The sequence below is a fragment of the Arthrobacter sp. efr-133-R2A-63 genome, assembly GCF_030209795.1.
Classification (GTDB): domain Bacteria; phylum Actinomycetota; class Actinomycetes; order Actinomycetales; family Micrococcaceae; genus Arthrobacter; species Arthrobacter bambusae_A.
This window is the reverse complement of sequence record NZ_JARVRG010000001.1, coordinates 23713-35078: the sequence shown is the minus strand read 5'-3', so window position 1 is coordinate 35078 and position 11366 is coordinate 23713. Positions and strand designations below refer to the sequence as shown.

At 61.0% G+C, this 11366-nt stretch carries 13 protein-coding genes; 7 read left to right on the top strand and 6 right to left on the bottom strand.

Annotated elements, in window-relative coordinates; genetic code table 11:
- Positions 1-501 precede the first annotated feature (501 nt).
- A complete protein-coding gene (locus tag QRN45_RS00170) occupies positions 502-672 on the top strand; it encodes a hypothetical protein (RefSeq protein ID WP_284762056.1) in 171 nt (56 codons plus the stop codon).
- Between the two features lie 304 nt (positions 673-976).
- Here the strand turns inward: QRN45_RS00170 and QRN45_RS00165 are convergent.
- Positions 977-2412, bottom strand: a protein-coding gene (locus tag QRN45_RS00165) for an IS3 family transposase (protein WP_284762055.1) whose coding sequence is annotated in 2 segments (ribosomal slippage) — positions 977-2043 and positions 2043-2412 — 1437 coding nt in all. Because the reading frame shifts where the segments join, the coding sequence is not laid out codon by codon here.
- Between the two features lie 399 nt (positions 2413-2811).
- On the opposite strand from QRN45_RS00165, the gene QRN45_RS00160 reads away from it, so the two are divergent.
- The 4 genes from QRN45_RS00160 to QRN45_RS20860 all read left to right on the top strand — a co-directional run bounded on the left by QRN45_RS00160 (position 2812) and on the right by QRN45_RS20860 (position 5906).
- Complete coding sequence (locus tag QRN45_RS00160) at positions 2812-4368, top strand: competence protein CoiA (protein ID WP_284762054.1); 1557 nt, start codon at positions 2812-2814, stop codon at positions 4366-4368.
- A 52-nt stretch (positions 4369-4420) separates the two neighbouring features.
- Positions 4421-4594: a hypothetical protein gene (locus tag QRN45_RS00155; protein WP_284762052.1), complete on the top strand. Its 174-nt coding sequence runs from the start codon at positions 4421-4423 to the stop codon at positions 4592-4594.
- Positions 4591-4989, top strand: a complete 399-nt coding sequence (locus QRN45_RS20865) for an 8-oxoguanine DNA glycosylase OGG fold protein (RefSeq protein WP_350309747.1) — start codon at positions 4591-4593, stop codon at positions 4987-4989. Before QRN45_RS00155 ends, QRN45_RS20865 begins: the two co-directional genes overlap by 4 nt.
- A 275-nt stretch (positions 4990-5264) precedes the next feature.
- Positions 5265-5906 (top strand): DUF4145 domain-containing protein, encoded by a 642-nt coding sequence (locus tag QRN45_RS20860; RefSeq protein ID WP_350309745.1) that lies wholly within the window; start codon positions 5265-5267, stop codon positions 5904-5906.
- Between the two features lie 38 nt (positions 5907-5944).
- Here the strand turns inward: QRN45_RS20860 and QRN45_RS00150 are convergent, their stop codons facing one another.
- The 5 genes from QRN45_RS00150 to QRN45_RS00130 form a co-directional block, all read right to left on the bottom strand.
- A complete protein-coding gene (locus QRN45_RS00150; protein ID WP_284762051.1) occupies positions 5945-6205 on the bottom strand; it encodes a hypothetical protein in 261 nt (86 codons plus the stop codon).
- A 120-nt stretch (positions 6206-6325) separates the two neighbouring features.
- A complete protein-coding gene (locus tag QRN45_RS00145) occupies positions 6326-6583 on the bottom strand; it encodes a ParB family protein (protein WP_284762050.1) in 258 nt (85 codons plus the stop codon).
- Entirely contained in the window at positions 6580-7185 is a 606-nt protein-coding gene (locus QRN45_RS00140; protein WP_284762049.1) for a DNA-binding protein, read from the bottom strand. Before QRN45_RS00140 ends, QRN45_RS00145 begins: the two co-directional genes overlap by 4 nt.
- Before the next feature lie 142 nt (positions 7186-7327).
- Positions 7328-8002, bottom strand: a complete 675-nt coding sequence (locus QRN45_RS00135; RefSeq protein WP_284762048.1) for a single-stranded DNA-binding protein — start codon at positions 8000-8002, stop codon at positions 7328-7330.
- Positions 8002-8286, bottom strand: a complete 285-nt coding sequence (locus QRN45_RS00130) for a glutaredoxin family protein (protein ID WP_284762047.1) — start codon at positions 8284-8286, stop codon at positions 8002-8004. Before QRN45_RS00130 ends, QRN45_RS00135 begins: the two co-directional genes overlap by 1 nt.
- A 633-nt stretch (positions 8287-8919) precedes the next feature.
- Here QRN45_RS00130 and QRN45_RS00125 point away from each other — a divergent pair.
- Positions 8920-9930 carry an ATP-dependent DNA ligase gene (locus QRN45_RS00125; protein WP_284762046.1) on the top strand — a complete coding sequence of 337 codons (1011 nt, stop codon included), beginning with the start codon at positions 8920-8922 and terminating at the stop codon, positions 9928-9930.
- Between the two features lie 176 nt (positions 9931-10106).
- Positions 10107-10838: a hypothetical protein gene (locus tag QRN45_RS00120; RefSeq protein ID WP_284762045.1), complete on the top strand. Its 732-nt coding sequence runs from the start codon at positions 10107-10109 to the stop codon at positions 10836-10838.
- The last annotated feature ends 528 nt before the right edge of the window (positions 10839-11366 follow it).

Below are 11366 nucleotides of genomic sequence, written 5' to 3'. Positions count from 1 at the left end.
ACCCGAACTGCTGTGGTTCGCGCGATCGCTGGCCACCATCACACAGTTGTTCGGAATCCCTCAGGGGCAGTCGCACTCCCACCAGTTGTCGCCGCAGATGCTGCACGTGATTGGTGCCGCACCAGGGCATGGCTCAATGTGGCGATAACGCGTCACCCGCCCAGACGAAGAGGTCGCGATTTCCTGACCCGCCTCGATCGACGAGCCGCACCGGGTACATGTACCGCTACCGTACTGAGCAATGAATCCAGTTTCGCGCTGCTGCATAGTCGCGAGAGTAGCAGAGTGTGACCGCTGCTCAGGTTGCCAGCGATCTCGGAATGGACCGAGCAACGTTTTACAGACGGTCCCGAGCCACTTACAAACTAGCCGCTTCCCATTAGAGCGATACCAAGCGATCACAGAACCGCCGGCAAGACGGGACACTGCCAGTCCCTCCGCGTTATACGGCATCCCCAGTACTTCATGTGTGGCACCCAAGTACTGACGTACTCTGCTCATATGGCTCACAGCACCGAATCAGCAGAAGACGATTACGAAGACCTGCATGCCACCGTGGTGGATGCGCTTCGTTACCAGCTGGAAGGCGAGGCCTTGGACCACGCCGCTCATGAGGTACTGGCGCGCCTGCGCCAGCGCGGTCTGAACATTCCGTCTAATAAAGTGGCATAGGACCAGTGGGCGCTGTTTCAGTAGGACCATGAGTCGCTTCGAGCTGGGTGGGATGTCTCTGGAGGAGTTGCTTTCGCTACGGAGAGCGATCGATGCCGAATTCAAAGCCCGCGGACACAGCCGAACGGCATCTTCCCTCGCTGGCGAACTCATCGAACGCGTCGTCTCCGTTGCCTACAGCGGGCAACTCGTTCCGGTCGGGGCGAAATCGGTGGACGTTGTTGCCAATGATGGGCGTCGGCTCCAGGTAAAGGTTCGTTCACTGCCGAACGGAATTTTTCAAGCTGAACGGTACCAACGGGAGTTAGGCGGCTAACTGTTCGGTGATTTCCTTGGGTTGGTTGATCCACGCTGGTCCTGGGAGCGCGAGGATTTTGGGATCGGTGGTGGTGGCAAAGCGTTCGGGGTGTTTCGCGCGGGCTGCAGCGAGCGTTGCGGAGCGTTCCCTGGCGACGCCGGCGGCGTGGCCGTAGTGGACATTCGCGGGCGTGTGGAAGCCGATTCCGGAATGTTGGTGGTGATGGTTGTACCATTCCACGAAGCCGCTGATGAATGCCCCGGCGTCGTGGACGGACGTGAAGCGTTCGGGGAATTCGGGCCCGTATTTCAGGGTCTTGAACAGCGCCTCGCTGTAGGGGTTGTCATTGCTCACCCGGGGCCTGGAGTGAGACCGGGTGACCTCCAGATCGGAGAGCAACGCAGCCACGGTTTTGGACGTCATGGATGTTCCCCGGTCCGCGTGCACGACTTGGGGGATGCCGTGGATTCCGAAGATTTCCTTCATCATTTCCACGGCGAGAACCCCGGATTCGGTGGCGTGTACGTGCGCGCCGACGATGAACCTCGAATGGATATCAACCATCATGTAGCAGTCAAAATACCTCCCTCTGACCGGGCCGGCGAGCTTGGTGATATCCCAGGTGTAGACCTGCCCCGGGGCCGTGGCGAGCAGTTCAGGAACGGCCCGGGGCGGGTGTTTGGCCAGCCGGCGGCGTTCCTTGACCATCCGGTTTTCCTCCAGCACCCGGTAGAACGTCGATAGCGATCCCAGATAGATCCCCTGATCCAGCAGCTTTGCATAGACCTGCATGGGTGCCAGGTCCACAAACTCCGGTGAGTTCAGTGCCGCCAGAATCTCGGCCCTCTCGGCGGCGCTGAGCTTGTTCTGCGGCACCACCGGCGCATGGTCCCGCGGCAGAGCTGGTTTGCGGTTCGCGGTCGTCCGGGAAACACCCGTCAATGATGCTGCCCGGCGCGTGGGGATCTTCAGTTCCAGCATCGACCGGTACGTGGCCATCAGCGTTTCTTGGACCGGGGCTCGTCCGGCATATCCTCTGAGGCGCTCTCTAAGAACGCCTGTAGTTTTCCCATCAGTTCCAGGGCCGCCTCGGTCTTCTTCAACCGGCTCTCACTCACCTCCAACTGGCGGCGCAAACGCGCATTCTCAGCCTGGTCTGCCGACAGCTTCCCGATCGATTCCCCGGCCTTCTTCCCGGCCAGAACGCCAGCGTCACGCAACCGCCGCCACTCGGTCATCTGCGAGGAAAACAGGCCCTCCCGGCGCAGGAACGCACCACCCTCATTGCTCTCGCACGCGTTCTCGTACGCGGTCAAAAACTCGAGCTTCTGCACCGGGGTGAACGAACGTCGAGGCCGCGGACCACCGGCCCGGGGCCCGGAACTACTACGACTACTCACAGCACTATCTTCGCGTACTGCGCTCAAAACCGGACTGGACATGATTATTAGATTCCTGGTTCTCGCCCCACGCGATTAAACGGACTTGCTATGAGCCCCGGGTACCGTTCCAGCCTGACACGTAGGGGAAGGGCGATTTACGGCATTGGGCGTTTCGCCACTTCGACTTTGATGCTGCGATTGTCGTTGCGATGGATCGTGAAACTTCTGCGATCGATTGGGCCCGAGAGCTCTCCAACAACGAGGTACGGACCATTGCACGGCCCCATCGTACCGATGGCTGGCGACTTCGAATGGCCCCAGCACGAGATGCTGGCGTGAATGTCACTGACAAATTGCGGCGGGCCTTCCAGGATCTGGCTTAAGCTCACTCGCTCTTCAGGTTCGGCGCGGCAAGTGCCGGGATCGGCGGTAAATTGGCGATCACGGATGTGCAGGTGAATGGGGGCTTCTGTGCAGTTGGTGGCGTACCTAAATGGTGAGCGGATCGACGCAACGCATATGGCCCATGAGCCATGGCGCGCGCTCGTGAACGACCCCAACTATAAGAGCCTGGTGCTAGTCGAGTGCGGGCTACGCGCCAGCCGGGTCACGCTTGGGAGCCTGCAATTCTTCAGGCACCACCGTGACGTGGCATGCTCCATCGAGCACAAATCCGAGTCGGAGCAACACCTCACAATGAAACGGGCGCTGAAGGAAAAGATAAACGCGGCCTCTGGCTGGCGCGCCGAGGTCGAGCATGCCCATCCGGAGCGGGCATGGATCGCTGATGTCATGGCTATCCATTTCAGTGGCAAGCGACTCGCTTTCGAGGTACAGCTGTCGCCGCAGAGCGAAGACGAGTACATTCGCCGATCACAGCGTTACGCAGACGACCGCGTTGGGGTGGTGTGGATCGTTCCCGACAACCTCGACTGGTTTCGCGTTCAAATGCCGATGATCGTGACGGGATTCGGCAAAACCAGCGCCCTGTCCGGGCCGCCCGAATTACTTATGGAGCTGGCCCACTTCCAGCCGCTGTTCGGCAAAAGGGCATCCGTAGGGGCAGCACTGGACGCTATTCTGGACCCGTCCTTCCGCTGGCCGTATGGAACACCAGAGCACCAATTGGATGAGATCTCCAAACTGGAGGAGATGAAGGCAAAGGCTGCGGCTGAACACCAGGACAGGCAAATACGGCTGGCCGAGGAGAAGCGCCTGGCCGAGGAGAAGGCGATGCTTCAAACGGAAGAACTTGCCGCCCGGTTCATCGCGTGCGCCGCAACTCCGGCCATTGGCGCCGCGCGACCGGTCCTCGCTGCGAAGCGCATTTGGGCCAGCGAAGTCCGCTGCCTGGAGGCCTGCCATCCCATGCTGATCTGGCGGCTCACGGAACCAACACCGATGGGGACGTCCGGCGGCCCGATGTGGCGGCCTACGACGGAGAACTTCGACAACGTGCGTGCACATGTCGATACATGGTTGGCCGCCGCCGGGAGCAGCTTGGCCAAAGCGAAGGTCTTTCGGGTGAATGGCTGGCCTGTACGCCGGACGTTCGTGTGCCCAGAATGCAACCAAATTATTCAGGGCCGCTGGGTGTCCGCGCTCCCACTGGCAAAGTGGACGCTCATCGCAGAATCAAGCGTTTCCAGCGCCGAGGCCCGCACCGTGGTGTATCGCAAGCCGCCCGCCCAATCGAATCACGCTCAAGAGAAACCACGAGCGGCACGGCCGCCCGTGCAGGTCGAAGAGAGTGACTGGAGGTTCATTGGTCCACGCCGCAAACCGTTCTGGGTGACGGAAGCCGGTACAGGGGAATTGCCTTATCCCCTGGCCGCCAAGAAGGCTCATGCAGAAAGAATGGAGCAGCTCAGAGCAAACCCCCGGTACCGCGTCAGCCCTAACGGATTCCGATTCGAGTGCACAGACTGCGGAGGAGAGTTCGAGGACGACAAGGAGGGCATCCATGCTGACGGGGGCTGCCTCATTCCTGGCGCCCGTAGATTGGGCTGGCGGTAAATGCGGAAGCCACCTGCCTGTCAGTGTCTGCCAGCCCCCGTAGAGTCCTCCCATGATCAACGAAAATGCGCCCTTGCCCGAAGACATTTTCGCGAAGCTCCCCGGCGCCGCTGCTGTGACGAGCCACGCAGTATCCGTGGATAGTGACCGTTGGCAGCGCGCGCTTACGGCACGCGGCTTGCCGCCAGCTGAGGGGAAGCTCGCAGCGCAAAGCGTATATCGGTGACCCGCAAGGAAGTATTCGACCTTGGGGATCAGGCTCCGACGGTCGCGAACGCTTTCCAGTTGTTCTATTACTCTCTGGCTTGGGGCTTGGGTACGCGCGCACCCCGGCTTCATCAGCGGTTAGACGGACTAGCCGCTCATCAGGAAAAAGCCGGGGAGCTTCTAGTGACAGCCTGGACTTTGGTTAGGGATGGAGCCTCAACCGGCGAGGCCTACGGCACCTTGACAACAAATCAAGGCGCTGGGCGAATTCCGTGGTTTGGGCCAGCGTTCTCCACCAAATTCCTCTACTTCGCCCAGGGCAGTACCGCGCATCCACGCCACGTCATTCTGGATCAAGTTGTTTCAAAGAATCTGCGCGCGGACGCGTGGCCACAAGCTCCGACGGCAGGTTAGTGGCCAGAGACGTACGAAAGGTATTCCGGTTTGCTGGGGCGCTGGGCAGGTCAAGCAAGCGAACGGCTTGAGTGCACTCGGCGGGTCCGACCCGATGAGATTGAACTGGCCATTTTCAGGCGCCATCGGTCGAATGGATAGGGGGTTTAGGAGCCGAGGATAAAGAGGAAGGTTGCCGTCCTTTCCAGCACTGCACTGTCTGGCACAACACTCCGGACGGCAACTGCGGGGTGTCGAGTGCGAACCGTTCCGAGGCATTCTGCGAACATTGGGGGATGGTTGACACGAATCCGGACTCTCTCCCGACGCCCCGCGACCCCTCGGGACCGTGCCCATGGTGCGGGAGGGTCTCTAACTTCCATGTGGGCCAAGAAACAGCACTTTCGGTCACCACCACCGAGGGCATAACCTATCCCGATCGTAAAGTTACGGCTCTTCAGTGCCAGGGATGCGAGAGGGGCACTGTCGTCGTCACGACCAATTTTGGGCAAGGCCTCATGTGGTGGCCGGTACCTGGTGCTGGCATCTTGGACCCCCAAGTCAATGAAGGCGTGGCCTCGGCATACGACGAGGGGATGCGGTCTCTCGCTGTGGGGGCAAACCGCGCGGCAGCAGTTATGTTTCGTTCTGCCCTCCACTTATTCGTCAAAGACAAGGGCAGCGTCAAAGCTCAAAGCGAGAGGCATCTGAAGTCTGCCCTGACGCATATGAAGGACGACGGTGATCTTCATCGTTCGCTCTGGGATTGGGCTGACCACCTCAACCAGCTAGGGAACGAGGGAGCCCACCCGGAGGACTATGACGACGTGACCGAAGCGGAAGCGACGGGCCTAGGCAAATTTGTACGGCACCTCATCAGGCATGAATACGAAATGCCGGCTCAGCTGCTCCGCGACCAGGGCTTACTTCAGGAATAGGCACTCAGTCCGCGTCTTCGCGGCGGAGACCGTGCAAATCAAGAGGCTGGGCGCTGTCCGCTTTCGCGGGCACGATCAATAAGGCCGGCGAACACCCACAAGGTACTTTGGTCGAAAGCCTTCACCGCCCACTCAACAATGCGCACATCGTATGCACCAAGAGGCAAGCCATCCACAGCTTCACGCCACCGCGCTTCCGCAGCGGCAATGGTGTTCCCGCCGTGAAGCTGGGCAGCCTCACGTATTTCCGCATTTGGTTCTGAATCGTACGGTCCCATATGAGTACTGCTTTCCCTCATGGCTTCTAGTTCTCCTTAAAGATGCGTTGCCAAGGATCAGAGGCCAAGCTTTGCTTTGGCTGTGGTCCAGTCGGTTGCGATGGCTTGCTGGGCGCCCGCGAGAGTTATACCCGCTGCGCGTCACTGCCGGTGGCGGGCTTCTTCTTCTTTGGAGCGGCGCCCGGTGCGGGCACTGCCTGGGGGCAGTGGTTCCCAGGGTTTGCCGTTGTTGTGGCGTCGCTGGAGCCGGCGGATCTCTTTGAGGGTGGCTGCCTCGATCAGTTCCGAGATGGATGCGTATCCCTCGAGGTGGCCGGCGGCCGCGAAGGCTGCCCGGACCTGGCCGGCGTCCGCGGTTGCGAAGTACGGGGAAAAGCTCTCGGGTTTGGCCTTGCTCACTCCCCCGCGCCCTTTGTCTCCGGGGAGACGCGCTGCAGCAGGGCGTTGTGGACCTGTTCCAGGGTGGTGGCGCGGACCTCGGCTGTTGCGAGTCTGCGTGCTGCGTCCGCGGCTTCCTTGACGGCGGCACGCTCGGCTTCCCGGGAATCCTCGAGCTGCTTGCCGATCACGGCGAGCTGGCGCTCCAAGGCGCCCCGTTGGGCCTCGAGCCGGGTGATTTCCTCGGAGTGGGCAGTTGCGGCGGCGTCTTTGTCGGCGCTTGCCTGGTCCAGGTCGGCGACGAGTTCGGCGATTTCCTGGTCTTTGTCTTTGCGTTCCTGGGCCCAGGCGGCTTCGACGGCGGCGTGGCGTTCAGCGGCCAGGGCAGATGCTTCGGCCCAGCAGGATCCGGCGAGGCGGGCTGCCTGTTCCAGCAGGGTTGCGGGGGTGGCGGCGACTTGGCCGCCGGCGGCCTGTTTTTCCTCGGTCCATTCCTTCAGGTACCGGGTGGCGTCGGCGTTGCTCACGCCGGCGGCCGCGCGGACGGTGGACACGGTGGGCCGGCGCTCGGCACTGATCTGTTCGGCCGCGGCGTAGACGCGGTCCTTCACGCTCGACGTCATCAAAGCAACCTCTTCAATTGTGGATCGTGGATAGTAGTAGGAGTAGTAACGATACTACTCCTACTACTACGGATTTTGAAGCTTAGAACGGTGGTTCGGAGTCGGGTCCGCTGCCCCAGAACCCGTCGCCGCTGGTGGTGGTTTACGGGGCAGCCCACGGGTCGCCCTGCGGGACCGACCGGGCCGCGCTCTGGTTGTCTGGTCCACCGGCGTCCTGCCCGGATGGATTGCTGCTGCGTTGGGTGCGGGTGATTTTCGCCTTTGAGTACCTGAGCGATGCTCCGACCTCTTCTACCTCGAGCTCAACGACGGTGCGCTTCTCGCCTTCCTTGGTCTCATACGAGCGGCTCTTCAGCCGTCCGGAGACGATGACACGCATGCCCTTGGTGAGGGATTCCGCGACGTTCTCAGCCGTTTCACGCCAGACTGAGGCCCGGAGGAACAGGGTTTCGCCGTCCTTCCACTCATTGGACTGCCGGTCAAAGGTACGCGGGGTTGACGCGACGGTGAAGTTCGCGACGGCGGATCCGCTGGGAGAGAATTTCAGTTCTGGGTCCGCTGTCAGATTTCCGATCACTGTGATGGTTGTTTCGCCGGCCATGATGTGGACCTTCCTTTGGGTGTGGTTGAGGGTGGTGGCGTCGGTTTCAGGGGTGTCTTGGACGGTGTCGTACCAGGGGGCCGCGGGGTCAGGTTCCACGAGGTAGGGGTCGATGAGGGGGACGTTGATGGTTCTGGAAGGGTTGGCTTCCTCTCCGAACCAGTCCCGATCAGGGTCGAACCGACGGGGGCTGAGAGCAAACCGCTCGGTGTCCATCAGGCTGCCTTGTGGTGCATGGCTGCCTGGACCAGCTTGTCGCGGCGCAGGCCTGCCCAGTGGTCTTCGTCATCGGCGTTGTTCACCACGACGGGCGCCTGGGAGTAGCCGAGTTCCTGAGTGATGTATTCCAGCGCTGCGGGGACTTCGGTGATGTCCACGGCCTGGTAGGTGATGCCCTTGGACTCGAAATAGGCCTTCGTCTTGTCGCAGTTCGGGCAGGCCGGCTTGGTATAGATGGTGTACTCGGCAACCATTTCGGCGGCGAGGTTCGAGGGAGTCATTTTCAGCACCTGGTTTCGTATCAAATGAGTTGCGTTCGTCTGGGTGACTTTCTACCTCAATTCTACCGTTTTTCATATGAAAAACAATGGCTTTTTCCCTTATTTTCCGGGGTTTTAGAGGCTATTTTTGCACGTCGTTGAATTATTTTTGGTGGCGCCCAGGCGGCCCGCGGTACCCTCACATCCATTGACGTTTCGTGCAGGCGACTCCTGACCAAAGTGACGCTTTGTGCAGGGGACTTCGAACACCAGATGTCCATACCCGTCTGCACAACTCCCGTACTTTCAGGGCAACTTGTGCAGACGACTTCGAAAATGACAGTACGTGAAGGTGATCATCGCAGCCGGCGACTGTGGTAATCACCGCCCTCAACCACGGCGGGAGCCCCCTGAGCGCATTCAAAGCCGGCCCTGTGCCCGTGGTGGGTTAATGCACCCGTCCCTGCCCGCTCCCCCGCTGGTGCTCATCCCGGCTGAAAGAAGCCCGTCCGGTGCGTTTGGTGAGCCGGCGACGGCCGTCCTGTTTTCTTGCCCTCCGGCCTCAACACGCGCGGACAGTCCATGCCGATCTCTGTCCTGGCCGGAATGCACGGTCGAGAAAGGTGGGGATTGGATGCGATTTAGACTGGCGTCATGGCTGAGAGCGTGCCGCGGTCGTTGCAGCCTCCTGTCGCTTTGGCGTTGGCGAAGGCGGTGGAGGCCATCCCGCCCGCCGGGGCTTTGCCCGGCGAGCTTATCTTTGAGCCCAAATGGGACGGTTGGCGCGCATATGCCCTGGTTCGAGCCGAAGAGGTGTTGTTGTTTTCCCGGCAAGGCAAAGACCTTTCCAGGTACTTGCCTGAGCTCGTCTCCGCTCTCACCCAGCAGGCGCCTCCGGGCTGTGTGATCGATGGTGAGGCCGTGGTCTGGTCCAAGGGTCGGCTGGACTTCGAGGCCCTGCAACGGCGCCTGGTCACTTCCAAGGCAGGCCTCGCCGGGATGGTGCAGGAACTGCCGGCGTCCTATGTGGCGTTCGATCTTCTTGCGGTCGCCGGCCACGACATCAGGGAAGTTGTTTGGTCCCGCCGTCGGGAGCTTTTGGAAGAACTCGCCCGGACCTGGGTTCCGCCGCTGAACCTCTCTCCCGTCACAACAGACAGGGAGCTCGCGGAGCAGTGGTTCCGGGACCTGCCCTCCACAGGGGTGGAAGGGTTAGTGATCAAGAGCAGCGTCCAGTCCTACATCGGCGGAAAAAGGATCTGGTTAAAGGTGAAGAGCCGCCGGTCCGTGGACGTCGTCCTTGCGGCCGTCATCGGACCGCGCACCCAACCCAGGGCCGTGGTAGTTGGTCTTCCGTTTGATGGGCGTTTGCGGATTGTCGGTCGTTCCACACCGCTGCCGGCTCATGCCGGCCGAGACTTGGCCATGCACCTGCGAGCACCCCGGGGCGATCATCCCTGGCCGGAAGAGATCACTGAGAGCATGCTGGACAGATTCAGCAAGGAAAGGGGCCCGGTGCATTTGACCCTCGTGGAGCCGGTGGTGGTGGAAGTGTCCGCAGACGTAGCTTGGTCAGGCCGCTCTTTCCGGCATCCAGTCCGGCTGCTGCGTGTCCGCCCGGAGTTGCATCCTGACGAGGTCTCGACACCCTTTGATACCCCCTGAAAAGCGGGAGATTTTGGTCCCAAATGTAGGAGTGCCAGGCCGAACGACTCGCTGATAGCCAGCGTTTTGATTTAGGTCATGTCTCGCACGAGCCATACGATCACTACGAGGGCCCGGAGGATCTGGGGGCAATATGTCGGGGTCGGTTCGTCTCCCGCACGAATTAGGGGGAAGCCGTGAAGCGCATCGCGACCACAGTTGTCATCGCGGGAATAGCCCTGGCTGGATGTGCTGCTGTAGAAAAGGACGCAAGCTACAAAACACTGAATGACCTGGGTTCTGCAGTGCAGACAGCATCCGGCGAGAAATGCGATGCAAGGTCAACCAGCTCCAATAGCATGACCAAGAACGGCTGGGATCAGGAGACCTGCGGCAGCAACACATCCATCGCCCTGTTCGCGGACCAAGAAACGCAGAAAACAGTCAGGCTTAAAAACCCGGCTGATGCCGGAAAGACTCTTCTTGAAGGCCCGAACTGGATTGTCTGGTCCCCGACGGACACCGCCCGGAAGATCCAAGAAAAGCTGGGCGGCAACTTCCGGACGGCCCCCCAACAAATCACCGTGACGATAAACGTCCTCGTTCACGCCCCTTACGGCGGCATCCTGCGCGTGAGCGATACACAGAAGGGGCCGGGGCGCTGGTGCTACGGCAGCAGCGCCGGCACCGGCCTACTCAAAGACCTTGGCCCGGACAGCGAAGCGTCCATCACGTCACAGTCCGGGCTGTTCAAGAGCGCCAAACTAACGAACAGTGTTGTCGTCGATGGAGACTGCCGGATGACATACGTTATCCCAGGCATCACCACAGAGGACGGACCATACAAGGTCCAGGTAGGCGGACGAGACGCCGGTTCCCGGACGGAAACTGAACTTCGTTCCGGCCTAGAGCTTCAGATCGGGAAGTAGCATCTCCGTACTGCGGGGAGAATACAACCTGCGGCTCCGAATAGCGGACTCCGCCAAGTGTCCGACCGGACGCGGACACAGCCGAGGTGCAGTTCCCCAGCTATCTCCCTAATGAGCTATCGGCCCTTTAGGATTCCTGGCGGCTCGCCCGGGATCCTGCGGCGCGCCGATGCTTTTCTGTGGATGGCCTGATTCCGGTTGTCCACAGCGACGGGCTGGACAGTCAAGGTTGCTGTGGGTATCGCGTGCACAAGGGCCTGTGGACGCTATAACGCCGCCGGCCGACTGTCGCTCCTACCTCCTAAGATGGACCCCCACGGGCGACGGAGAAGGAGAAATATGGAGGACCAACGGCGACCGCGAGCCAGCGTTTGGCAGATTGCCGGCGTGTGGATCGCAGCCGCAGCGTTGCTTCTGAGCGCAGCGCGGATGGGACTGGATCTGTGGCAGCTGTCCGGGCGCTGAAGGGGAGCCGTTTCACGTCCGGCCCGGTCCTGTGCCGTACATGTCTGCGGGCGCTGGTACAGT

Coding starts and splice junctions, on each gene's coding strand:
- QRN45_RS00170 (WP_284762056.1), top strand. CDS start 502: ATGGCTCACAGCACCGAATCAGCAGAAGACGATTACGAAGACCTGCAT.
- QRN45_RS00160 (WP_284762054.1), top strand. CDS start 2,812: ATGGGGGCTTCTGTGCAGTTGGTGGCGTACCTAAATGGTGAGCGGATC.
- QRN45_RS00155 (WP_284762052.1), top strand. CDS start 4,421: ATGATCAACGAAAATGCGCCCTTGCCCGAAGACATTTTCGCGAAGCTC.
- QRN45_RS20860 (WP_350309745.1), top strand. CDS start 5,265: ATGGTTGACACGAATCCGGACTCTCTCCCGACGCCCCGCGACCCCTCG.
- QRN45_RS00150 (WP_284762051.1), bottom strand. CDS start 6,205: ATGAGGGAAAGCAGTACTCATATGGGACCGTACGATTCAGAACCAAAT.
- QRN45_RS00140 (WP_284762049.1), bottom strand. CDS start 7,185: ATGACGTCGAGCGTGAAGGACCGCGTCTACGCCGCGGCCGAACAGATC.
- QRN45_RS00135 (WP_284762048.1), bottom strand. CDS start 8,002: ATGGACACCGAGCGGTTTGCTCTCAGCCCCCGTCGGTTCGACCCTGAT.
- QRN45_RS00130 (WP_284762047.1), bottom strand. CDS start 8,286: ATGACTCCCTCGAACCTCGCCGCCGAAATGGTTGCCGAGTACACCATC.
- QRN45_RS00125 (WP_284762046.1), top strand. CDS start 8,920: ATGGCTGAGAGCGTGCCGCGGTCGTTGCAGCCTCCTGTCGCTTTGGCG.